This window comes from Lysinibacillus parviboronicapiens (assembly GCF_003049605.2).
GTDB lineage: Bacteria > Bacillota > Bacilli > Bacillales_A > Planococcaceae > Lysinibacillus > Lysinibacillus parviboronicapiens.
Window position 1 is genome coordinate 2,895,281 of record NZ_CP073713.1, and the last position, 23,081, is coordinate 2,918,361.

22 protein-coding genes and 2 riboswitches are annotated in these 23,081 nt (G+C 40.7%); of the genes, 5 read left to right on the forward strand and 17 right to left on the reverse strand.

What is annotated here, in order from left to right:
- Positions 1-102 precede the first annotated feature (102 nt).
- From C9J31_RS13970 to C9J31_RS14040, 15 genes are all read right to left on the reverse strand, one after another.
- Positions 103-639, reverse strand: coding sequence for a cob(I)yrinic acid a,c-diamide adenosyltransferase (locus C9J31_RS13970; RefSeq protein ID WP_054767507.1), 537 nt, complete (start codon positions 637-639; stop codon positions 103-105).
- 14 nt (positions 640-653) lie between these two features.
- Positions 654-1,214, reverse strand: coding sequence for a nitroreductase family protein (locus tag C9J31_RS13975; protein ID WP_107923936.1), 561 nt, complete (start codon positions 1,212-1,214; stop codon positions 654-656).
- Between the two features lie 163 nt (positions 1,215-1,377).
- Entirely contained in the window at positions 1,378-2,145 is a 768-nt protein-coding gene (gene cobA, locus C9J31_RS13980; RefSeq protein WP_107949508.1) for a uroporphyrinogen-III C-methyltransferase, read from the reverse strand.
- Positions 2,142-2,780, reverse strand: a complete 639-nt coding sequence (locus tag C9J31_RS13985) for a precorrin-2 dehydrogenase/sirohydrochlorin ferrochelatase family protein (protein WP_054767506.1) — start codon at positions 2,778-2,780, stop codon at positions 2,142-2,144. Before C9J31_RS13985 ends, cobA begins: the two co-directional genes overlap by 4 nt.
- Entirely contained in the window at positions 2,773-4,140 is a 1,368-nt protein-coding gene (locus C9J31_RS13990) for a cobyrinic acid a,c-diamide synthase CobB (protein ID WP_107949506.1), read from the reverse strand. The genes C9J31_RS13985 and C9J31_RS13990 overlap by 8 nt, the downstream gene beginning before the upstream one ends.
- 11 nt (positions 4,141-4,151) lie before the next feature.
- The gene (locus C9J31_RS13995; RefSeq protein WP_107949504.1) at positions 4,152-5,273 is read right to left on the reverse strand and encodes a cobalt-precorrin 5A hydrolase; all 1,122 of its coding nucleotides are present in this window, start codon (positions 5,271-5,273) and stop codon (positions 4,152-4,154) included.
- Positions 5,266-6,051 carry a precorrin-4 C(11)-methyltransferase gene (cobM, locus tag C9J31_RS14000; protein WP_107949503.1) on the reverse strand — a complete coding sequence of 262 codons (786 nt, stop codon included), beginning with the start codon at positions 6,049-6,051 and terminating at the stop codon, positions 5,266-5,268. Before cobM ends, C9J31_RS13995 begins: the two co-directional genes overlap by 8 nt.
- A complete protein-coding gene (gene cobI, locus C9J31_RS14005) occupies positions 6,051-6,758 on the reverse strand; it encodes a precorrin-2 C(20)-methyltransferase (protein WP_107923931.1) in 708 nt (235 codons plus the stop codon). Before cobI ends, cobM begins: the two co-directional genes overlap by 1 nt.
- The gene (gene cbiE, locus C9J31_RS14010; protein ID WP_107949501.1) at positions 6,751-7,971 is read right to left on the reverse strand and encodes a precorrin-6y C5,15-methyltransferase (decarboxylating) subunit CbiE; all 1,221 of its coding nucleotides are present in this window, start codon (positions 7,969-7,971) and stop codon (positions 6,751-6,753) included. The genes cobI and cbiE overlap by 8 nt, the downstream gene beginning before the upstream one ends.
- Positions 7,928-9,061 carry a cobalt-precorrin-5B (C(1))-methyltransferase gene (locus C9J31_RS14015; protein ID WP_107949499.1) on the reverse strand — a complete coding sequence of 378 codons (1,134 nt, stop codon included), beginning with the start codon at positions 9,059-9,061 and terminating at the stop codon, positions 7,928-7,930. The genes cbiE and C9J31_RS14015 overlap by 44 nt, the downstream gene beginning before the upstream one ends.
- Entirely contained in the window at positions 9,061-9,720 is a 660-nt protein-coding gene (locus tag C9J31_RS14020) for a precorrin-8X methylmutase (RefSeq protein WP_107923928.1), read from the reverse strand. The genes C9J31_RS14015 and C9J31_RS14020 overlap by 1 nt, the downstream gene beginning before the upstream one ends.
- A 12-nt stretch (positions 9,721-9,732) precedes the next feature.
- On the reverse strand, positions 9,733-10,494 hold the full coding sequence (cobK, locus tag C9J31_RS14025; RefSeq protein WP_107949497.1) for a precorrin-6A reductase: 762 nt from the start codon (positions 10,492-10,494) through the stop codon (positions 9,733-9,735).
- Entirely contained in the window at positions 10,491-11,396 is a 906-nt protein-coding gene (locus tag C9J31_RS14030) for a sirohydrochlorin chelatase (RefSeq protein WP_107949495.1), read from the reverse strand. Before C9J31_RS14030 ends, cobK begins: the two co-directional genes overlap by 4 nt.
- A 14-nt stretch (positions 11,397-11,410) precedes the next feature.
- Entirely contained in the window at positions 11,411-13,081 is a 1,671-nt protein-coding gene (gene cobJ / locus C9J31_RS14035; protein WP_107949493.1) for a precorrin-3B C(17)-methyltransferase, read from the reverse strand.
- Complete coding sequence (locus tag C9J31_RS14040; RefSeq protein WP_054767504.1) at positions 13,065-13,457, reverse strand: (2Fe-2S) ferredoxin domain-containing protein; 393 nt, start codon at positions 13,455-13,457, stop codon at positions 13,065-13,067. The genes cobJ and C9J31_RS14040 overlap by 17 nt, the downstream gene beginning before the upstream one ends.
- Before the next feature lie 137 nt (positions 13,458-13,594).
- Positions 13,595-13,778: riboswitch (cobalamin riboswitch) on the reverse strand.
- 247 nt (positions 13,779-14,025) lie between these two features.
- A riboswitch (cobalamin riboswitch) is annotated at positions 14,026-14,209 on the forward strand.
- Between the two features lie 141 nt (positions 14,210-14,350).
- On the opposite strand from C9J31_RS14040, the gene C9J31_RS14045 reads away from it, so the two are divergent.
- The 5 genes from C9J31_RS14045 (at position 14,351) to C9J31_RS14065 (ending at position 20,858) form a co-directional block, all read left to right on the forward strand.
- Entirely contained in the window at positions 14,351-15,097 is a 747-nt protein-coding gene (locus C9J31_RS14045) for an energy-coupling factor ABC transporter permease (protein ID WP_107949492.1), read from the forward strand.
- 1 nt (position 15,098) lies between these two features.
- Positions 15,099-15,371, forward strand: a complete 273-nt coding sequence (locus tag C9J31_RS14050) for an energy-coupling factor ABC transporter substrate-binding protein (protein WP_107949490.1) — start codon at positions 15,099-15,101, stop codon at positions 15,369-15,371.
- A gap of 3 nt (positions 15,372-15,374) precedes the next feature.
- Positions 15,375-16,148, forward strand: coding sequence for a cobalt ECF transporter T component CbiQ (cbiQ, locus tag C9J31_RS14055; RefSeq protein ID WP_107949488.1), 774 nt, complete (start codon positions 15,375-15,377; stop codon positions 16,146-16,148).
- Complete coding sequence (locus C9J31_RS14060; RefSeq protein ID WP_107949486.1) at positions 16,145-16,984, forward strand: energy-coupling factor ABC transporter ATP-binding protein; 840 nt, start codon at positions 16,145-16,147, stop codon at positions 16,982-16,984. The genes cbiQ and C9J31_RS14060 overlap by 4 nt, the downstream gene beginning before the upstream one ends.
- Before the next feature lie 385 nt (positions 16,985-17,369).
- Positions 17,370-20,858, forward strand: a complete 3,489-nt coding sequence (locus tag C9J31_RS14065; protein WP_107949484.1) for a S8 family peptidase — start codon at positions 17,370-17,372, stop codon at positions 20,856-20,858.
- A gap of 521 nt (positions 20,859-21,379) precedes the next feature.
- On the opposite strand, the gene C9J31_RS14070 is transcribed toward C9J31_RS14065, so the two are convergent.
- On the reverse strand, positions 21,380-21,820 hold the full coding sequence (locus C9J31_RS14070) for a GNAT family N-acetyltransferase (RefSeq protein WP_107923921.1): 441 nt from the start codon (positions 21,818-21,820) through the stop codon (positions 21,380-21,382).
- A gap of 126 nt (positions 21,821-21,946) precedes the next feature.
- The gene (locus C9J31_RS14075) at positions 21,947-23,035 is read right to left on the reverse strand and encodes a glycosyltransferase family 4 protein (protein WP_107949482.1); all 1,089 of its coding nucleotides are present in this window, start codon (positions 23,033-23,035) and stop codon (positions 21,947-21,949) included.
- Positions 23,036-23,081 lie beyond the last annotated feature (46 nt).

Here is a 23,081-nt window from a genome sequence, read left to right on the forward strand (position 1 = left end):
GGTTCATTTATTCAGGCAGTACTAAAACACCGTCTGAATAAAACACAATCCTCCTATTTATCGGAACATCTCTAGAGCTGACAAATTTCTATGGACATCTAATTAAAATTCAAGTCCCTTTACTGCTGGGATGCCCTCTTCATAATAATGCTTTGTCGCATCAATTGTTGATACTAAATCCGCCATTGCAAGGAGCGCTGGATTGGCACTACGCCCTGTTACCACAAGGTGCATCGTTGAAGGACGCTGTTGAATCGCCTCAATGACTTCAGCTAATGGCAGCACATCATCAATCGGAAATTTAGTAATAGCCAAAGCATTGTTTAGCTCATCAAGAACTAGTAAATCAATGCCCTCATCTTGCAATGCTGCCTTTGTTTTTTGCCAAGCCTTCGCAAGAGCTACGCGATGCTCCTCTGGTGTTTTAGTCCAAGTAAAACCTATACCCATTTGCTCCATTTCCACGCCAAGCTTTCGAAGGGCAATTTGCTCGCCATATGTGCGCTCTGGTGATTTAATGAATTGCAGATATCTCACATTTAAACCTCGACCAACTGCACGTAACGTCACACCAAGTGAAGCTGTCGTTTTCCCTTTGCCTTCACCTGTATAGACTAAAAATAAGCCTTTTCTAGCCATGCTTCATGCCTCCTTTAAAGCCACGTTGTTTTTTCCGTAAATGGCGTACGCTTCTTATCTTTCAGCGCCTGTTCTTCTGGATAGCCAATGAAAATTGTCCCTACTACCTTTTGATGTTCACTCGCACCGATAAATGAATGCATACGTGCATCATGGACAAGTCCAACGCCTCTTGTACGCCATACAAATCCTAGGCCTTGTTCTTCAGCTGCTAACCACATGGACATAATGGCACTGCAAACTGCAAAGACATTGTCTTGTGTTGCATCTGCATCACCTTCTACAATGTCAGCTGTCACAACAATTGCGATCGGGGTTGTTTGAACAACCTTTATGGAGCTTTCCACTAGGTTTGGCTTTGTTGGAAAGCGTTCCTGTAAATAAGCGTTTGCCATTTCTTCATAACGCTTCATGGCTTCACCTTGTAAGATATAAAAATGCCAAGGCTCACGCATACGGTCATTAGGCGCAAATGTAGCAGCTTGCAAAATTTGTTCAATTTTCTCTTTTTCAACAGGCTGTGTTGTATAATTTCGAATTGCTCGTCGATTTTTTAACGCTTCGATGACTGTCATGATTGTTCCTCCTTAATGCTAATACTCTCCGACTCGTCTTGTTGTTACTTCTTTTTTTACCAGCATAATCAATGACTTGCCGGAGTTTTTTTCTATAGGTCAATGGCATAGGAGCCACTGACACACATGCAAAGCTGTCATTCATGCACATGCTTGTGCAGAATCATGTTAAAGAAAGTCCTTGCTCTTCAAACCATTGAATTTTGTCGCGAACAGTGACAACATCCCCAACAACAATCATGGAAGGATTATGATAGCCCTCGCGTTCAATGATGTCAGCAATGTCATCTAGTTGACCTGTAATTGTGCGTTGTTTATCAGTTGTTCCCCACTCAATAACGGCTACTGGTGTTGTTGCTTTACGCCCATTGTCGATTAATTTCCTTGAGATGTAGGCAATATTGCCAACACTCATATAAAATGCCACCGTATCAATACCTGTTGCCAGTGCTGGCCAATTTAAAAAGTCTTGGCCTTTTTCCTCACGTCCGTGTCCTGTCACAAGCGCAAAGCTTGTAGCAAAATCGCGGTGTGTGACAGGGATGCCTGCGTATGCTGGAGCTGCAATACCTGCCGTAATGCCAGGCACGATTTCATAAGATATGCCATGGTTTTTTAAGATTTCGGCTTCCTCTGCACCGCGTCCAAAAACGAATGGATCGCCTCCTTTTAAGCGTGTGACAATTTTGCCCTCTTGTGCTCGTTCAACAAGTAGTGCATTGATTTCATCTTGAATAAGATGATGCTTACCAGGCAATTTACCACAGTACACAAGTTCAGCATCTGGCTTTGCAAATTCCAACAATTTCGGGTTCACAAGACGATCGTATGCAATGACATCCGCCTGTTGAATACATTCAAGTCCATACACCGTAATAAGTTTTGGATCTCCCGGACCAGCTCCTACTAAATACACTATTCCGTCCTTCATCGCGATTCTCCCGTCAATAATTGTTGTAAATAAGCTTCACGTCTATCAATCTCTCCACTACGTGTCCATTCTAGTAGGCTTGGTTCAAGCAATGCTTGCAGTGCAACACGTCGTTTATCGCCTTTTTCAAACTTAGCAGTAACCATTAAACGTGCCTGCTGTAAAAAACAAACATAGTCTTCATAGACTGCGTCAAATTGCTCGGCTAAATCTTCTTTAATTTTACGGGCTAAAGAGGGGCTTGCCCCCGACGTTGACACGGTCAATACTAGTGGACCACGGCGCACAGTAGCCGGTGTAATAAAATCACTCTCGCCTTGAGCATCTGCCCGATTTATTAGTTGCCAATGCTGGGCCGCTTCCTGTACTGCTTCATTGACTTTAGTATCATTTGTTGCCGCAATGATGAGCGATGCATCATCTAAATCACGTGCTTCAAATGCCTTTTCACGCCATGTAATTTGCCCCGCCTGAGCAAGTGGAAGTAGTGTATCATGCAATGTTGGGCTAACAACAACTATACTTGCTTTAGCTGGTAGCAGGGACGCTACCTTCTGTGTTGCAACATGTCCGCCTCCAACAATCACTACCGTTTTATATTCGATATTTATATGAATTGGGAAATAATTAGTCAAGATTTTTCACCTTCTTACAAGCTGCCAACCAGTTATCGACAAGCTTTGGATTGGATACAAAATGAAAATGCGTATAGCCAGCAACTAAATTGCCCGCCTGATAACCCTCTTGTTTTTTGCCAAAGCGCCCTTTTGTCTCGTAGGCTGGCGTTTCATGTACAGCGCTATACTTTGAATAGTGGAATTCATGTCCCTTCGCCTCTTCATCCTCACCGATTAAAAAGTTTGCTTGCGTGCCAGAAATTTCACGGTAGCCCAGCGCGGCAAGCTTTGTTTGCATGGCTACTTCACCAGGAATAATACCTAGCATGTCGTAGCGTTGGCCAGTGCTATTGGTAATAGCTTCTGTCAAATACATAAAACCACCACATTCAGCTAAGGTTGGTAAACCCTTGTTAACAACCTCAGTTATGGACTTCTTTGCGATAGCATTGCCTGCAAGTATTTCGGCAAATTCCTCTGGGAAGCCCCCACCGATATATAGACCGTCAGCCTCAGGTGGTACAGGCTCATTGGCTAACGGGGAGAAAAATTGTAACGTGGCCCCTTTTGCTCGAAGAAGGGCTAGATTTTCTTCGTAATAAAAGTTGAATGCAGCATCCTTTGCAATCGCAATATGAATATGTTGATCTTCCTGTTGGTCAAATAAATCACCCGTTTCCGCTAATACAGGTGCCTTTGTTAAATCAAGTAATTGCTCTAAATCTATCGTTTCTGCCACTAGAGCGCCTAGCTTGTCAAAAAACGAATCAAGCTCCCCTCGCTCTATAGCAGGAATTAACCCTAAATGGCGACTGGGAATATCAATGTCTGCTTCACGTTTTAAATAACCAATGACAGGAATACCACACTCCTGCTCAATTGCTGCTTTGGCAATCTCGTAGTGACCGACACTCCCTACTTGGTTCGCAATGACGCCAACGATATTTGGTTTGTCAGAAAGCAACTGGAAGCCTTTCACAACTGCAGCCACACTTCGCGCCATACTTGCGCAATTGACAATTAAAATGACCGGACTTTCTGTAATAACACTAATATCAGCGGCAGATCCGGCATCAGATAATGGACTTTTGCCATCATAGAATCCCATAACGCCTTCGATAATCGAAACATCTGCATCCATACTTGCACGTGCCACAATATCACGCACAGCATTCTGTGAAAACATCCAACTATCTATATTGCGCGACACACGACCAGTCACAGCTGTATGATAGCTTGGGTCTATATAATCAGGACCACATTTAAAGCCCTGTACAATGTTCCCCTTTTCCTGCAATGCCTTCATCAGACCAATTGTAAACGTCGTTTTACCAACACCACTACCAGTTCCGGCAAGTACAAAGCGATTCGTTTGCATAGGCGCCCTCCTTAAAATGTTAATCTCGCTACAGAAATCGTCGCGTTCCCTGCTTTTTTCTTTGGTAGCACGAGCGATTCCACCTGTGCATAGCGCATAGCAGCCGGCTCACTCACACCATATGCACCTGTATATTTAAATACCGTGTCTGACGGTGACGGAAAATTAATTTCATTTAATTGTGCTGGCGTATACGTGACAAACTCCCAGTCATATTTCTTTGTGACATCAAGGAAGCACTGCTCGTCTTTCTTTAAATCAATCGTGCAGAGTGCTTTGACACTTTTTTTCGATAATTTTAATTGTGCAAGTGTTTCATCAATGACATGTTCGATTTCTTCAAGAGAAGTAGCACGATTGCAGCCCATACCAAGCACCACCGATTTGGGACGATAAATCACGCCATTCTCAATGAGCACTTCTTCCACTGGTTCAATGATGCGGTCCGTAATCAACAATGTTGCATGTGGTTTCGCCTCTATCGCCGCTTCTGTCGATGGATATATTTTGATTTGCTCTGGCATAGGACTATCACGCATCCACCAATCACGTTCACCAATTTCTTGTACAATTGCGACATGTTCCTCATTAACAACAGAGGCACTTACTGGCGTAAGCTTGTCTGCACTATCCCATACCCAACCAAAACGTGCGCCAAATAAATCAACAGGGATTGTTTTTTGTACATCTGAAGCCGTTGTAATAATTGGGTTTGCACCAAGAGCAGCTGCGACTTCATGAGTAAGCTCATTGGCACCACCTAAATGACCTGAAAGCACACTAATCACATTTTCCCCACGATCATCAATGACAACAACACCAGGGTCTGTCTTCTTATCCTGTAAAATTGGCGCAATCATGCGCACAACCGCACCAAGTGAAATGATTAAAATCAAGCCTTTATATTGTTTAAATAATGTAGGTAATAGCAAGCGCACTGTACCAGTGAAAAGCTGAATATGCTTTTTTGCTTCGTCGCCTTGCTCAAATTTACTCATATAATATAAATCACTTGCCGCAAAGGTTTGTTGCAGTCTACGCCCAATTTGTACACCATGTTTTGTAATTGCCACAACTGCATACGGATTGCGTTGATCAACTTCTGGTAAAACGCCCTCTTGCAATTCAATCACTGGTCTTCACACCTTTGCGGAAACCATGTGTAAAGGTAGCATCATATAATTTCGAACGGTACTCATCTTTATCATGAATGTTTGGATCTAATGCCCAGCCCGCTAAAATCATTGCATGTTTACGAATGCCGTTTACACGCATTGCCTCATCAAGTTCAACTAATGTCGTGCGCACAATTTTTTGGTCTGGCCAAGAAGCCCGTTGAATCACTGCCACCGGTGTATCATCAGCCCAGCCGGCATTTTGCAATTCTTTAACGATTTTCTTGGTTAATGTCGCACTCAGGAATAGTGCAATTGTACAATGATGGCTCGCTAAATCGCGTAGTTTTTCAAACTCAGGCACGGGTGTACGGCCTTCAGCACGAGTTAAAATAAGTGTTTGTGTTAAATCAGGGATAGTAAGTTCTGCCCCGATGGCCGCCGCAGCTGCAAATACTGAGCTAACCCCAGGAATAACCTCGTAGCCAATGCCCTCTTTTTTCAATAACGCGACTTGTTCCATAATGGCACCATACATGGCTGGGTCACCAGTGTGCATGCGTGCTACAACTTTGCCCGCATTGACACGATCTACCATCACTGCCACCATTTCCTCTAAGTGCATACCAGCAGTACGAATAACCTCAGCATCAGGTTTTGCTTTTGCAATTAGGTCTTCATTTACTAAGGAATCTGTATACATGACAACATCTGCTGTTTGTAACATATGTAAACCCTTCACCGTGATTAAATCTGGATCCCCAGGACCAGCACCAACAATAAAAATTTTCTTCATTATTTACGCACCACCATTAATGTTAAATATTCTAAATCGACGCCGTCTAATTCTTGCACATCCCAAATAATTTCCTCATCGGACGTGACCTTTGTTACAACTGATGCCTTATCAAGTAAATCTAAATCGCGCAGTACTTTAAGCATTAAATCAATAACTTTTGCGACTTTAATGAAAACTACCGCATCATGACTTTCAATTGCTTCACGCATTGCGTCATAATTATCATATGCTGGAATAATCGCTACACGATCATCACCATCTGCAAGGGCAATACCTAGTCGTGACGCGGAGCCGTTGAATGAAGAGATTCCAGGTACTGTACGAATTTCTACCTCTGGATGCATATCCTGCATAAGCTTCATCATATGGATGAACGTACTATATAATAATGGGTCCCCCTCTGTCACAAACGCGACGTCCTTCCCCTCTTGCAGCTTACCATATACAAGCTCCACCGATTTTGTCCATTCACGCTCTAACACAGCCTCATCCTTTGTCATTGGAAACACAAGACCAAGCATATCTTTCTCTTCTGGGTTAATGTACACATCTACGATACGATGCGCATAACTTTTACTGCCCTTCAATTTTTTCGGATAGGCAATAACTGGCGACTCCTGAATAACACGGAATGCCTTTACTGTAATTAACTCTGGATCGCCAGGGCCTACGCCTAAGCCATATAAAATACCAAGATTACTCATGATTTTCTTCCTTTCGATGTGCCGAAATAATATATATCGGATTTAATGGGACAAAACGGGTCATATCCAAAATAGGTTTACTACGTGCAAGTTGGGCCTGCAAAATTTCGACTGCAAAACCACAAGCTTTAAACGCTTCAACCGCTTTATATAAATTTTCTATCGTTGCTGCATTTAAGACAATGCGACCCTGCGGTTTCAACCGTGTACAGCACAACTGTAGGAGTTCCACCATTTCGCCTCCTGTGCCGCCGATAAAAATCGCATCCGGATCTGGGAAATTTTCAAGCCCTGCTGGTGCTTTACTATGAATAGCGGTAATATCTACACGGAATTTTTGCTGGTTTTGCATGCAGTTTTCTAAATCAGGTGCATTTTTTTCCACTGCAAAAATTTGTCCCTCTGGTGACAATTTACCGGCCTCAATAGCCATTGAACCGGTACAGGTTCCGACGTCCCAAATGATACTATCTTTTTGGAGTTGCATTGCCTGTAAACTTAACACACGAATTTCCTTCTTGGTAATAAGCCCTTTATCTGGCTTACGCTGTGAAAATTCTTCATCATCAATGCCTAGTGGATAGCGTTTTGGTGCAGATGTTTGCTGTAAAATGACAACATTCAGTGGTGAAAATGTAACGGTTTCTAATTCGTCTAGCGAATACCAACCATATTTTTCATCATTGCCTTGTAAATTTTCTGCGACAAAGGCGCGATATTCTGTCATACCAAAATGCTTTAGATAACGTGCCAGTGCATTTGGATTATTTTCAGCGTCTGTGAGTAGCGCTATTTTCTTTTTACCATCAATGCGCTGTGCTAAGCCCTTTATTGGTCGTCCATGAATACTTGTTACATAGGCATCCTGCCAACTCTCACCCATTTTCGAAAATGCTAATTGCAACGAGCTCATATATGGATAAACCTCGATGTCTAACTTTTTCGCTAAATAACCACCGATACCATAAAATAATGGATCACCTGATGCTAAAATAACTGTGCTTCGTGTCTCTGCTGCTAAGCGTTCAACAAGCACTGAAAGACCACCTTTAATGACAACTTTTTCTCCTGTAAAGCTTGGGAAAAAATCAAGGACACGTTCACCGCCAACAAGTACCTCACAGTTTTCAATCCACTGTACATACTGTGGCAATAAGCTTTCTTGTCCGTTATCCCCGATCCCAATTAATTTCATCGATCGATGCAATGTCATCAGCCCTTCCTAATAATTGTCCCTGCATCGAATAAATCGATGTGGCGAGCGTCAAGCCGCCCCGTGTATGATGTATGGATGAATAACAGCATGCCGCACATAAATGATCAAAAAAGGCCTGATAGCCCTTATCTGCCATAATTTCTCCGACCTGTGAAGCCGTATTAGCTTCCCTTACTGCGCTCACTGTGTCTTCATCTGCACCAACATCGACTGCCAATTGCGCTAAAAAATTAAAATCAATGGCTGCACTCTTTGAATGTACCATCATGACACCCTGTGCCACCTTTGAAAATTTGCCCATCATCCCTACGAGCGATACTTGCTTTATGCCGAGTCGTTTACAATGTTTTAACGTAAAGCCGACAAAATCACCCATCTCAATAAATGCCTCCTCTGGCAATTCAGGATATTGGGCCATGGCATACTTTTCACTGCGTCCACCTGTTGTCACCACTACATGCTCACATCCAGCTGCTTTTGCAACACTGATGGCTTGAACAATACTTGCCATATAGGCTGAACTCGAAAAAGGCACGACGGTTCCCCTTGTGCCTAAAATGGAAATACCACCGATAATGCCGAGCCTTCCATTTAATGTTTTTTTAGCAATTTCTTCACCTGCTGGTACGGAAATAATGACATTAACACCACGATCAATATGAAACTCGTCAAGTACGCTCTGTACGGTATTATGTATCATCTTGCGTGGCACTGGATTAATAGCCGCTTCTCCGACAGCAACGGGTAAGCCGGGCTTTGTCACCCGCCCGACGCCTATTCCTCCGTCTAAATGAATACCTGGTGTGTCGGCCCAGCTTACTGTGCCAATGATGAGCGCTTTATGTGTTGCATCTGGATCATCACCAGCATCCTTAATCGTTTCACAGATTACTGCATTGCGAGCAAATGTACATTTTTCAATTGTAAATGTTGCATCTCGTCCTATCGGCAAATGAATGGTACTCGTTTCCTGTTCTTCATTTGTAATTAGTGCTAGTAATGCAGCCTTTGTAACAGCAGTTGCACAGGCTCCCGTTGTATAACCGTGACGCATGTCCTTGGGATCCTTTTTTGGCTTCCGCTCCATTATTTTTTTGCCTGTTCGTCCGCTAAAATAGAGATGGCATTCAATGCGGCAACCGTCACTGTACTACCGCCTTTACGGCCAACATTTGTAATATATGGAATACCCTCTAGCTTTAATAGCTCCTCTTTTGACTCAGCCGCTGAAACGAAGCCAACTGGCATACCGATAATTAGATCCGGTTTTGCTAAACCTTCTTTAATTAAGCGAATTAACTCTAGTAATGCTGTCGGTGCATTACCAATGGCATATATACCGCCTTCGTGTAGTTTTGTAGCCTTTTGCATCGAAATAATGGCACGTGTTGTATTTTGTTTTTTGGCTTCAACTGAAACATCTTCATCTGCAATATAGCAGTGTAAATCCCCGCCATGCTTTTGGAAACGTTTTTTCCCTGAACCACTTTCAATCATTTGGACATCAGCAATAACATGACGTCCTGCTAAGATAGACTTAACCCCAGCTTCTAATGCGCCTGGTGTGATGATGACACTACGGCCTAACTCAAAGTCAGCAGATGCATGAATAATACGACGTACAACTTTCCACTCATCTTCTGTGAAGTTATGGTCGCCCATTTCCTCTGCAATAATTGCGAAACTGTAATCATAAATTTTATCTGGGTCTACTGTTAAAGGTTTGAAATCTGTTTTAAAATCCATATGAATTGCCTCCTAAAGTGTGTTGTGAACAGCCCGTAGTATATCCTCGAATGTGGAATACTGTTGGCCGTATTGTATATTTGGTCGAGCAATTAAAATCGTTTCTATGCCACAAGCAAGTGCGGCTTCAAGCTTTTCATCAACAGAACCAACTTTGCCGCTTTCTTTCGTAATCATCAATGTGACATCATATTGACGGAAAAGGGCTTCGTTTAATTCTTTTGAAAACGGTCCTTGAATGGCCACTATATCTCTTTGCGCCACACCAAGTGCCTCACATTTTTCCATATTATCGAGACGAGGAAGCATACGAGCAATAACACGTGTATTTTCCAGTCCTTGCAATACTTTGGTGAACGTCGCTAGCGTCTTACTACCTGTTGTCAACATAATGACACCGCGTTTTGTTGCTGCTAGTTGTGCAGCTTGCTCATAATCTCTCACAACCGTTATGAGAGGATGTGCGTAATGCTCATGGGCACGTTCATAGCGAATATAAGGTACACCTGCTTTTTCAGCTGCTGCCATCGCATTTTTAGAAGCCTCTTCAGCAAATGGGTGTGAGGCATCTACAACAAGTTGATAGCCCTTTTCCAGTAAAATTGTCGCCATTTCTTCAGCCGTCAAGCGACCGACTAAATGTGGAAGACCAGCTTTTGTAAGGCTCGAAGCTGCTGAATCAGTGACAACGGTTGCAGTCACTTGATGACCCGCAGACTGCAATTCCAGTGCTAGATTCCTTGCATCACTAGTGCCTGCTAACATGAAAATCATTTCACTGACTCCTCTTCATGGTGATGGTGGTGGTCATGGCTGTGTTGGTGGCCATGGTCGTGATCATGGTCATGATGGTGATGATGATGCGCATGACCATGCACCGCAGCATAAGCACGGTAATTTTCTAAATCTTGCATACCAGTAGAAGTACCATTCACCGCTTGCTCTATACGTTCTAACAGCACATTTTGTAGACGCTCATGATAGCCAAAATAATTGGCAATTTCTATATCACAGTCAGGATATTTGTCATTAAATTGTTGGCACATGCCCTGCATTCGTTCCATCAGAATGCCTGTAAATAAAAAGTACGGTAACATAATAATTTTTTTCGCACCAAGCTTGACGCATCGCTCAATGCCTGCGTCCACGCGCGGATCTGTTACGCCCATAAAAGCACTTTCCACGATTGGTACTGGTAGCTTTTCCCAAAGCAAACGAGTAATTTTATAAAAATCACCGTTGGCATAAGGATCACTACCGCCACGCGCAATTAACAGCACTGCCGTATCTTTATGCTCATCTTGTGCATTGAACCCAATCTCTTCAAGACGGTCTTCTAGAATGGCAAAAATTTCATCGTGAATGCCAATCGTTTGCGCATATGTGAAAGTGATGTTTGGGTAATGCTCGCGTGCATGCTCAATTTCTGCTGGAATATGCATCTTTGAATGTCCAGCATGCAGTAAAATAATTGGTATAACATGCACTTCCGTTGCACCTTTTTGTATGCAATTCGTAATGCCCTCTTCAATGTTTGGCGAAGCAAATTCCAGAAAACAAGTTTCAACTAAAAAGCTGTCATCAATCCGAGGAGTCATTTGCTCAATAAATGTGCGTACCTCATCATTTCCTGCTGCTAAACGGCTACCATGGCCGACAAATAAAATAGCTTTCATCTCTTTTCTCCTCACTAGTCGCCGCACGGAGCTGGCTCTACTTTTATTTTTGAAGACATATCTTGATACGTAAAATGCAATATTTTTTTCACACGTTTGAAGTATTTAAACAAGCGTTCATTTGGATGCGCATTGGCTTTGTACTCTTCAAGAATGTCTGTTATAAGTGGAACAAGTTGTTCTGGCTCTAACCCTTCTACCACAGGCTGTGCCGCATGCGCTGTACGCCCAACTGGTTTAGCACCGATAAAGACATCAAATTTACTTTTACGATAGACAATACCAATATCATCAAACACTGCACGGTAGCATGCCATACCACAGCCGTTAAAGCCGATATTTAGCGTTTTCGGTAATGCTAAGCCACCTAGTTTTGCTTGAATTTCCTCGGCATATGGAATAGAGTCTGCTTTCTCTCCATAACAGAAATCACATGCTTTTAATGACAGTACATCGCCGATTGGAGCTAACAAAAAGCCCACTTCACGTAGTTTTGCTGTAATTTTACCGGGTTCAGATGTTGGAATTTTCAAATGAATTTGATGGTCCGGTGTATACTCCATCGTTCCTTCTTCCCCAACAACTTCAGCTAAAGCCGTCATTTGTTGCGGCGTGAAAAACTTATTAGCCACCCCAGGACTAACGGCAAGTTCAAAAATGGATTCAATCTTTTGTTGGACAAGTTTAGATGTGACATGCCCAGCACTTGTCCCTTTCACCATTGCAAGTGCAGTTGCAGCCATTTCAAGAGATGATTTATTTAGCGTTGACACAGGTGTAATCGCTAAACTGGGCTTGCTACGTCCTGCATTCGGGTCTGCCGCAAAATCAGCACGCGCTGTTCCCGTTTGTTGATTCATCGCCCACGGTTCATTTTCTTCTTTCAGACGTTGATGTGGACGTAGTGGCTGTTTTTCATCTCCAAGCGTATATTTTCGTTGATAGCCACGCGGTGTAATCATTTTATTGTCATAGAAAAATGTAGATGAATTTCCGATAATAACAGTTGTGAGCATCCCGATATCATGCTCAAGCATCTCCGCTAGTGTGGTCATCGTAATTTCCTGGCGATCACGATAGGCGCTTTTTACGAGCCCCACCGGTGTATCGGGAGATCGATATTCTAGTAAAATACGTTGTGCTTCGACGATTTGGCGTGTACGACGACCACTTTTCGGGTTGTAAAGTGCAATCACAAAATCCGCCATTGCTGCTGCTTCCACCCGTTTAGCGATTAAATTCCATGGTGTTAAATGGTCACTTAAACTAATTGTGCAAGAATCATGCATAATCGGCGCACCTAGTAAACTGGCACACGAATTAATCGCAGAAATACCAGGCACAATCTCCACTTCAACACCAGTTGCTTCGGTCCAGCCAAGCTCTATCAATACCTCATAGACGAGCCCCGCCATCCCGTACACGCCTGAGTCACCACTGGAAATGACAGACACGATATTACCTGCCTCTGCCTGACGCACAGCTTCCTGCGCCCTCGAAACTTCTTCGGTCATTCCTGTACTAACAATCGACTTGGCAGTCACTAAATCTTGTATGAGCTCCACATACGTTTTATAGCCGATGATAAAGTCACTCTGTTGCAGTGCTTCTACAGCTCTTGTTGTTATATGTTTAAAATCCCCGGGGCCAAAGCCCACAACAAAAATCTTACCTTTTTGCGCCATTTTGTTCCCCCTCTTTCACCTTTTCAATGCCTTTAATAGCTGTTGTTTGTGGTGTACGCTGTAACGTACCTTCACGCAGTGTGAACACATGTTCACTATGTAAAGACTCATGATGTAAGTCTTGCACGAGCGCCTTTGCATGCTCTGTCGTTGGCACACGATACCAGTTTCCTTGTGGATAGGCGATGACAACACAAGCATCCTTACACCTGCCGTTGCAGCGTGTTCTTGTCGTATGTATTTCCTTATCAAGTGCTTGTACCTGTATTTCATTACGTATTGCTTGGGTAATTTCTTCGCCATCTTTATGCATACAGCTACTGCCATTGCAAATAAAAAGATGCGTTTTCATTCCGTCTAAGTTCCAAGTTGTCATTGTCTTGCTCCCCTCATTTGCGACTAGGAAAAAGAAAAGACCTTCACTCTAAACGAAGAGTAAAGGTCTTGTAGAAGCCAAATAAAAACGAATAAATATAAGTACTCGTTCTCGCTTCAACTTCTCCCTCCGAAAAGTTTGCATGCCATCAACTAAGCAGGTTTCCTGACTTAAGCTTCTTTTTACTTTCGCGCCTTCCCAAGTGATACTAGTGGCATTTGCGATTTCATCAGCTATTACAGTAGCGGGGGCTGTATCGGATTCACACCGATTTCCCTATTATCTCGAATTATCTCGAGCACTTATAGATGTATCTATATGAAATTTTAATTGTCTAAAAACGTAATAGAAAACTGTTTCTATCATAGCTTATTATTTATAAATTTCAACAATTCTTTTTTAATTTGTGAAATTTTTAGTAAAATTTCAACAAATATTTCATGCAAAAATGTGGTGTTACTCTATGATTTATCAGAATTTTCTAGAATGAAGCTCAATTAAAAATATTTTTTATAAAAAGAGATAGCATATTTATGGAAAATCATGTTACACTTTGTCGTGAAATCTCACAACTTCATCTTTTTTCGGTGCGAAGTGTAGTCATTTTGCTTAAAAGGGAAGCCGGTTCAAGTCCGGCGCGGTCCCGCCACTGTACTAGGGAGTTTTATAGATTATGTCACTGTCCAAAGGATGGGAAGGCCTATAAAATGTTGAACTAAAGCCAGGAGACCTGCCGAAAAATACGTGATCGTTTCAACCTACGAGGATAGGTGTGCGGCTTGGCAGATGATAATTTCTATTTGCTTTTTCAGCTATGCACTTTTCCTACATCGGAAAAGTGCTTTTTTATTGCGCACGCTACATTCTAAATTTTATTTTAAGGAGGAGCTATTTTGAAATTTTCTTGTTGGAAGCTTAGTTATTTCTTACTAGCATTTTTACTCGTGCCAAATCGAGCATTTGCCATGCACATCATGGAAGGATTTCTGCCGATTGAATGGGCGATTTTCTGGTGGATCGTAGCCATGCCATTTATTATTTTAGGATTACGTTCAATTCGTAAAACAATCGATGAAAATCCCGAAACAAAAATGATACTCGGTCTTTCAGGTGCTTTTGCATTCGTCTTATCTGCACTTAAAATCCCCTCTGTAACAGGAAGTTGTTCACATCCAACTGGAGTTGGCTTAGGAACTGTATTATTCGGTCCATTGGCAATGAGCGTAATTGGAACAATCGTCTTATTATTCCAATCTTTACTGTTAGCGCATGGCGGCATTACGACATTGGGTGCAAATGCCTTTTCGATGGCTATAGTAGGACCTTTTATCGCGTACTTTGTTTTTAAAGGTTCTCAAAAGATTGGCCTATCGTTCTCACTTGCCGTATTTTTTGCAGCAATGCTTGGTGATTTAGGTACATATGTTGTGACTTCTGTCCAACTTGCACTGGCCTTCCCTTCAGAAGTTGGAGGCTTTATGGCTTCATTCACAAAATTTTCTGGTATTTTTGCGTTGACACAAATTCCACTTGCCATTAGCGAAGGGATTTTAACAGTCATCGTCATGAATTTCTTAAAAAAATATAATGTCAGTGAATTAAAAGCTTTACGTGTTTTCTCAGCAAAGGAGGCACATTGACATGAAAAAAAATTTACTACTCTTAGCTATTGTTGTGCTATTGGCAATCATTCCGCTGTTCGTACAAAAAGGAGCAGAGTTCGGTGGAGCTGACGGTGAGGCTGAAGTCGCAATTGGTGAAATTAACGCTCAGTACGAGCCATGGTTTGAAAGTTTTTGGGAGCCACCAAGTGGTGAAATTGAGAGCCTATTATTCGTGCTTCAAGCCGCAATTGGTGCTGGTTTTATCGGCTATTTTATCGGCTATATGCGTGGCAAACACAAAGAAGGTTAAGCGATGTTACTCATTGATAAGTATGCTTACATGAACAAACTAGCGTCTGTTCATCCGCTAGAAAAAATGACGTTTTCTCTTGGTCTTCTACTGCTGTCGCTTATCATGAGGGATGAACTTATTTCACTCATTACATTTATTGTGATGAGTGCTTTTATCATTTTAGGTGCAAGAATTCCCTTTACGTATTATGCAAAGTTATTACTGTTACCAGGTTTTTTTCTGTTGACTAGCTTAGTGTCGATAATATTGTCTATTGCGCCATCAGCAAGTGTTATACCTTCACATATCTGGGCACTACAGCTGAAAACATGGACTATTTTTATAGGTACTGCAAGTTTGATGACAGCACAAGAACTTTTTTTCATCGTACTTGGCAGTATTAGCTGTTTGTATTTTTTAATTCTTACGACATCGGTACAATCTATTTGCCATATTCTACGACAATGGCGGCTTCCCGTTCTATTTGTCGAGCTAGTAGAATTAACGTATCGTTTTATTTTTATTTTTTTAGACAGTATGCAAAAAATTCATCTTGCCCAGCAGGCTCGATTAGGTTTCCGCTCCCCTTTGCAATGGTTACGTTCAATTTCAATGCTGGTTGCAGCGTTATTTGCAGAGATGTTTCAACGAAGTCGTGAGCTTAACAATGCCATGCAAGCACGCGGTGGTGAAACCGTCTATTGGCAAGAGAATTTTATCTCTAGCAGGAAAAACTGGCTAGGTATTGCTGTTATTATTATATTCCTCATCATTTATGGAGGGCTTTGCAGATGACAACAGGCTTATATTTTGAATTAAAACAATTATCCTACGCCTACGCAGATGGAACCTATGCTTTAACAGATATTACACTCCAAATTCCAAAAGGCAAAAAAATCGCTTTACTTGGTCATAATGGTGCAGGAAAATCAACATTATTTCAGCATCTAAATGGCATTTTAAAACCAACCACCGGTAGTATAGCATTTTGTGGCAAAGAACTTTATTATGGCAGGAAAGCTTTAAAGGCATTACGGCAACAGGTTGGGATTGTATTTCAAGATGCAGATAATCAGCTTTTTTCTGGAACAGTGATGCAGGATATTGCATTTGGGCCGCTTAATCTTGGTTGGTCTGCAGAAAAAGTTGAAGAAAAAATAGCATGGGCCGTAGCGCAAACTGAAATTGCAACACTACTTGATAAGCCCATTCACTTTTTGAGTGTAGGGCAGAAAAAACGTGTGGCGATGGCAGGTGTTTTAGCAATGGAACCATCCGTATTATTATTAGATGAGCCAACGGCAGGACTTGATAATTATTATGCTGCACAAGTTTTACAATACTTAGCCAAATTAGAAGATGGTGAAAGAACCATTTTACTAGCAACCCATGACCTTTCACTCGCTTATGAATGGGCAGAACAAATAATCGTAATGGAAGCTGGGAAAATTATTTATAATGGCGATCCAGTAGCCTTGTTTTATCAGGAGGATTTACTTAATCGAGCTCATCTTGGGCGGCCATGGGTTTTTGAAATGGCGTTAGCCTTACAACATAAAAAATTATTTGACAAAAACATATCAATACCTCGCTCGAAGGAAGATTTACAAAGACTTATTGAACAGCTTTAAGATAATATTTTAGAAAAATAGCTTTTCTTGCTCTATTGTTGTGTACTTTTCACTTGTGGTCGAATCGATTGCACAAATCTTGTAGAAGGTTAATCTCTTACTGTACGTTTTTGTAACTAGCAGTTCCATGAAGTCTGAGGGACAGTGATTCAGTATCTCGCTGTAGATAGAGACTCTTTTTTTGGTTGCAGGAGGTGTTCGACCTTCCTCCCTTTCTACTATTATTCATATGCTGATGCATTTTTTATCATAGTTGAAAAAACAAACAATAGAAATCGAAAATCTTGGAAAAATATTTACTTATATCCTTATATTATGAAACTTTTCTATCTTCCAATCGTAATATAGTTGTGACTTACATTAAAACACTTAAAGGAGAAAACAATTGAAAAACTGGATTAAAAAATCAATGGCTGTAGTATCGTCTGCAGCACTAATGGTTCCCGCTGCCTCTGCCTTTGCAGAAGCGCCACAAAACACAGCGAAGGTCGCTAGCAATCAGGAACAAGCGTTAAAGCAATTCAACAATCAAAAGGAATGGATCAGTCAGGATACAATTATTATCAAGCATTCAGGTCTTGCTAAGAATGTTCATAAAAAAATTGGCTCAAAAGTGATTCGCTCTATCCCTTCATTAGGCTACGATGTTATCCAACTTAGCAAGGGAGTAACATTAGAAAAAGCAGTTTCGTATTATGCAAAGCAACAAGGGGTTAAAAATGTATCTCCTAGCTACGTCTATCATGCCTTTGGTACAGGAGAAGATCCAAAGAAAAAGGATATGTATCATTTAAATCTGCTTCAAATTGATAAGGCGCTAGAATTAGCAGGCGATCATGAGGTGAAGGTAGCAGTTATCGATTCTGGTGTGGATTTTAAACATCCAGATTTAAAATCTCAAGTGCTTCCACCCTATAATGCAGCAGCACCTGCCAATACTACTTATGCTGGTGACCATGGTACACATGTAGCTGGAATTATTGGCGCAGCAAAAGATAATGCGATCGGTGGACATGGGGTTAATCCAAAAGCCAAGCTTCTTCCAATTGATGTATTCAACGGAAAAGACGGTGCCAATGATTTCGTCATTGCACAAGGAATCCTTTACGCCATTGAGCAAGGCGCTGATGTTATTAATATGAGCCTTGGCGGCTACGGAGAATCTCCATTAATGAAGGAAGCTATTCAGCAAGCGAATGAAAAGGGAATTACCGTTGTAGCTGCGGCTGGCAATGAATCGACAGATAATTACTCCTTCCCTGCTTCTTTCGAAGGCGTTATTAGTGTAGGTTCTACGAATGATAGAAATAAACTATCAAGCTATTCAAATTACGGTCCATCTGTTGATGTGGTAGCTCCAGGTGAAGAAGTATACAGTACTGTTCATGATGAGAAAAAAGGATCATCCTTTGTAAAATTTAGCGGGACATCAATGGCCTCTCCCGTTGTTGCAGGTGTGGCGTCCCTACTAAAATCAAAATACCCAAATTTAAAGCCCCATGAAATTGAAGCTATTCTGGAAATGACCGCAAAGGATTTAGGCGAGAAAGGCTATGATCTTACATATGGCCATGGTCTTGTCGATCCTGTAAAAGCATTACAGTTTGATTTAAAAAATCTACCTAAACAGTATTTAGAATCAAAAGATGAGCGAATGAAAAACGCAAAAGAACTTAAAAAGACTGTACTGAATACAGAAAAAGGTGAATTCAAGCAGCCTGATGAAAAAAAATGGTACAAGGTTGATTTAGAAACAAATGAATATGCTCAACTAACATTAAAAGGTGCAAACAAATTCGACTATGCATTTGATTTATACTTCTACCCTAAAGGACATAAAGATGAAGTACAACCAATCAACGTCAATGATGTCCGTGTCGGAAAGCAAGAAGGATATCTATTTAAAGCAGATCAAGAAGGAACCCTTCTTGTTGGCGTAAAAGATCATAATGGCAGCTATAGTTTAAAGGGCGAATCTAACTACGTCTTTACAGCTCAAACAACAAAGGAATTACCAATTGATTCATTAGATATGAACAATATGGAGAATATTAAACAATTCCCATTCACTACAGCAGGGAAAAACTATACCCTACTTTCTACAGATCAACAAAGTGACCAAGATTATTTTACATTTACAGTAAAAGAACCAACAACACTAAAATTTGATTTATCGGGTATCCCAGGTATTACAGCATCCATGGAACTTTATTTAAAAGAAGACGTAAGTAATGTACCGACAGAAGAACTTAATGATGAGGAATCAGCAGGGGCTTATCCAATTCAAACAGCTTACAGCATGGATAAAGGAGAGGGAGTAAGCCTTATCGTCGATGCTATGCCTGATGAAGAGTATGTACTAAGCGTTTCAAATGACAGCAGTAACGATTTTTCACTAGACATGTTCTTTAGTGGGGGCTTTGAAGTGCAAGAGATTATAAGTGAATCAATGATTCCTTACACATTAAAAGGAGAAGTCATTACCTTGCCTGAAGATGAAGACGGACTTCCACTAAAAGAGGAAATACTAGAAGAAGACGTACAAAATGATCTTTTACCTGTAACTCCATATGAAGCTAAAAAAAATAATCAGATAAATGATTTAATGAATATGTTCATGAGTCCAGGTGGTATGGGTGGTCTAGAAGATGTGGATGTCATTATGGAGAAAGCGATTCGTTTTGATATTGGCGTAGACCAAAAAGCATACTTCCAAACAGAAAATGATGAAGATTACTTCTTGTTTAAAGCAAAAGAAGATGCCGTATATGGTTTCCATATTAATAAAGGCATGAACCAAGCACCAACTGGAACTATATTTGAGTATGATGAGGAAACAAATGAATTATTACCAGTTTCTTCTTTAACAAATGATTTGGGATTAATCGGATTACTTCTTGGAACAACAACTGATGAAAATGAAGCCAAAACTATTGCCTTGAAAAAGGACAAAACGTATGTTGTAAGTGTAGCCAATTATGGTGACCGTTCTTCTGAACCATATACACTAAAAACAAGTAAAATGGCAGCTATTCCAACAGATAATAATACAGATAATAATACACCAATAAATGCTCAAACGATTCAACCTGGTAGCACTTATAAAGATCATCTCATTTATAAAGATGATACTGATTTCTACTATTATAAACAACGAGGCAAAGATGAAGTCATGAGTCTTCTTGTTTCTTCCGTACCATTTACGAATGAACAGCTAAATCAATTACCTAAAGAGCTTCAAAAAGAATTGAAATTTTCAGGTTCTATTATTGAAGACACCAATGGTAATATGGAAATTGATCCAAAGGAAATGGAAACAGAAATTCCATTTGGGCAAGGTGAAAACATAATTGAATTACTACTCGGTATTTCTGGCACAACAGATGTGAATACTTCATTTAAAGCGAAAAAGGATCGCGGTTATTTTATTATTGTGAATGGAGCGAATCTTGGGCAAGTATCGCTGCAACCATATACTTTAACTATGTTTGATCATAATAGAGTAGATGAAGATGCAGATTCCGAGTTAGTCAATGGCATACCAACAAAGCCAACTCACCTTACAAAAAAAGACGGTAAATGGGTAGCAACTCAATACCTTAATGCAGGTGTTCCATTTGGTGACAAAGACTATTTTGAATTTACCAACGACAGCAAGCGCGATGTGTTCTTTTCTCTACAAACTGAAAAAGCACTCGATGGCGTCATCCGTATTATTGATGCAAAAGGAAAAACAGTAGAAACCTTAGATCTTTATGGAGCTGAAGATCCTGAAGTAGGTACAGTCGAACTAGACAAAGGAACCTACTATATTGAAGTCAGTGAAGTAGATGGCAAAGCTAGTACACAACCCTATACACTTGAAATAAAATAAGCTATAACTATCTGGACTAAAATATAAACTTGGTAGAAGGACCGAAATTTCGATAGAAGTTAGTATTGTAGAAGCACTCTTTTAGATTCTCCTTTACTTCTTTTACTATGAAATGTCCACGATATTTTCCATTACAATTAGTAAGTGAAGAATTGTCCCCTAGATGTAAAAAATCTAGGGGATTTTTTAAGCTCTTCAAGCCTAGCATCCTGGATTCACGCTTATAGAAAGCAAATGACACTGATTCCATAGTCTTTACACTAAAATAGGCTAAGATTTCTGCCTCATCATTCCACATAAAGTTTACACACACTCGACCAGTATACCTAGCCAAGAATATGCTCGTGTTCCAAACCCAAGATTTGCTGCCTGTTTCCCCTCCCTTTCCATGTCACCCCGAACACCCTAGCACTTGGCTAACCACTACGCACTATTCGTGGTACCGCACTTGCTCCCTATCCCCATTACCATGCTGAGCACAAAAAAAGCATCTTCATCCGAGATGGACGAGATACTTTTTTTTAACTGAAATATTTCACATAGTTACTATATTGATCCTGCATCATGTCAAGCTTTTCATATAGCTTACGTGCATTTACATTATCTGTTGCCGTTTGCAACGTCACATAACGAGCATGCTGCTGCTCACAACATTGAAATACCTTTTTCATCAATGCCTTGCCCACCCCTTGGCCTCTAGCATCTTCCGTTACATAGATATCATTTAAAATATACGCACACTGTAAAGCAATAGAAGAAAATGTCGGATATAATTGTGCAAAGCCAATTGTTTTACCATTTTCCACTGCTATAAAAATTACTGATTCTTTTAAGGCCATTCGAAGTTGTAAAAATGCTTTCGCACTGCTTTTATCTGACTCAATCCCATAAAATTGGCGATATTCATCAAAAAGCACTGTAAGCTCCTCTAGTTCATGCATTGTTGCTTGAAGTATTTCCATGCCATTCTCCCCTTGTGTCTACCCATCATTGTCTAAAATTATGAAGCTAGTTTTCATTATAAAGGAAATAATGGCATAAAGGAAAGAATAATTCTCAATTTCTAGCAAATATACACATTTTCATGGTTACTCTTTTAAATAATCGGCAACCTTCTGTACAATATGCTTCCAGTTTAACTCTGCTCTAGCGAATGCTTGAAGGTGCGCGCATGTATCTGCCAGTAAGGCGTCCTGCTTCGTTACTTGCTGTAATGTCCGTCCCACACTTTCCCAATCATGCGTTGGATGGATTGTACCAAAGCGTTGATGATGGGTAATATCAGCAGCGCCATCAACATCCGTCGTAACGATATAACACCCATTCTTCGCTGCCTCAGCAAATACATGTGCATAACATTCCACTAACGATGTGAGGCAAAAAATTTTAGCTTGCCTATACTCATCCTCTAACTGAACTTTATCATAAATGGGTCCTAATACCGTTACTTTGGAAGCGAACGGGCTCCCTTCTAAAAGTGTGTGTAACTCCTTGCTAAAGTCCTCAGACATTGGACCAACTAAACGATATTCCCAATCGGTGAGCTCGGCGGCTAAAAATGCTTTGACAGCCAGTAGAATTTGTTTTTCAGGAGCATCTAATCGACCAACTGTTAATATTCTATTTTTTTTCTCGCTAAAAGAAACTGGGTCAGTGGGGAAAAATTCATAAAAACCGTTTGGTATATGTTTAATATCTAGATTCAAAAATTGTTGAATAGACTTTTGAATGGATTCACTTTCAGATGTAAGGACATCACAAAGTTGTAGCAATTCCGTGAAATAAGGGTAAGTCTTTAAGCGACTTAACCAAAATCGATTCACATCCAGCTTCATATAGATTTTACCGTTTGGGTTGAATTTTTTATAGGTCTTTAGTATGGATAAATACGATGGATATGGTCCAATTGCAAATGCGATATCAATCTCTTGTGCATGTTCGATTAAGTAGGCATTCATATTGGCAACATAATCAGCTTCGAAAGGAATATGATGGAAGGTTACCGTAGGAAAGGTTTGTTTGAGTAAAGTTTCATTCATTTCAGTTGTTAAAATGGTGACATCATAACCTAAGTATTCGCCTAGTAATATAGGAACAAGACAAAGGTCTTTAAACATATGTGCGTCAGATAGCTTATACGATTCCACACTACAAATAAATGCTATTTTTTTTGACATTGTATCCCCCTTTAAAAAACTCTATATAACATATGCCGCCTCCGAA

What these genes read in the sequence shown, in the direction of transcription:
- cbiE (WP_107949501.1), bottom strand. Translation starts at nt 7,971, where the DNA reads ATGACATTGCATCGATCGATGAAATTAATTGGGATCGGGGATAACGGA.
- C9J31_RS14030 (WP_107949495.1), bottom strand. Translation starts at nt 11,396, where the DNA reads ATGAAAGCTATTTTATTTGTCGGCCATGGTAGCCGTTTAGCAGCAGGA.
- C9J31_RS13990 (WP_107949506.1), bottom strand. Translation starts at nt 4,140, where the DNA reads ATGCAAACGAATCGCTTTGTACTTGCCGGAACTGGTAGTGGTGTTGGT.
- C9J31_RS14015 (WP_107949499.1), bottom strand. Translation starts at nt 9,061, where the DNA reads ATGGAGCGGAAGCCAAAAAAGGATCCCAAGGACATGCGTCACGGTTAT.
- C9J31_RS14050 (WP_107949490.1), top strand. Translation starts at nt 15,099, where the DNA reads ATGAAAAAAAATTTACTACTCTTAGCTATTGTTGTGCTATTGGCAATC.
- cobK (WP_107949497.1), bottom strand. Translation starts at nt 10,494, where the DNA reads ATGATTTTCATGTTAGCAGGCACTAGTGATGCAAGGAATCTAGCACTG.
- C9J31_RS13975 (WP_107923936.1), bottom strand. Translation starts at nt 1,214, where the DNA reads ATGACAGTCATCGAAGCGTTAAAAAATCGACGAGCAATTCGAAATTAT.
- C9J31_RS14040 (WP_054767504.1), bottom strand. Translation starts at nt 13,457, where the DNA reads ATGACAACTTGGAACTTAGACGGAATGAAAACGCATCTTTTTATTTGC.
- cobA (WP_107949508.1), bottom strand. Translation starts at nt 2,145, where the DNA reads ATGAAGGACGGAATAGTGTATTTAGTAGGAGCTGGTCCGGGAGATCCA.
- C9J31_RS13970 (WP_054767507.1), bottom strand. Translation starts at nt 639, where the DNA reads ATGGCTAGAAAAGGCTTATTTTTAGTCTATACAGGTGAAGGCAAAGGG.
- C9J31_RS14060 (WP_107949486.1), top strand. Translation starts at nt 16,145, where the DNA reads ATGACAACAGGCTTATATTTTGAATTAAAACAATTATCCTACGCCTAC.
- cobI (WP_107923931.1), bottom strand. Translation starts at nt 6,758, where the DNA reads ATGAGTAATCTTGGTATTTTATATGGCTTAGGCGTAGGCCCTGGCGAT.
- C9J31_RS14070 (WP_107923921.1), bottom strand. Translation starts at nt 21,820, where the DNA reads ATGGAAATACTTCAAGCAACAATGCATGAACTAGAGGAGCTTACAGTG.
- cobJ (WP_107949493.1), bottom strand. Translation starts at nt 13,081, where the DNA reads ATGGCGCAAAAAGGTAAGATTTTTGTTGTGGGCTTTGGCCCCGGGGAT.
- C9J31_RS14075 (WP_107949482.1), bottom strand. Translation starts at nt 23,035, where the DNA reads ATGTCAAAAAAAATAGCATTTATTTGTAGTGTGGAATCGTATAAGCTA.
- cobM (WP_107949503.1), bottom strand. Translation starts at nt 6,051, where the DNA reads ATGAAGAAAATTTTTATTGTTGGTGCTGGTCCTGGGGATCCAGATTTA.
- cbiQ (WP_107949488.1), top strand. Translation starts at nt 15,375, where the DNA reads ATGTTACTCATTGATAAGTATGCTTACATGAACAAACTAGCGTCTGTT.
- C9J31_RS14020 (WP_107923928.1), bottom strand. Translation starts at nt 9,720, where the DNA reads ATGGATTTTAAAACAGATTTCAAACCTTTAACAGTAGACCCAGATAAA.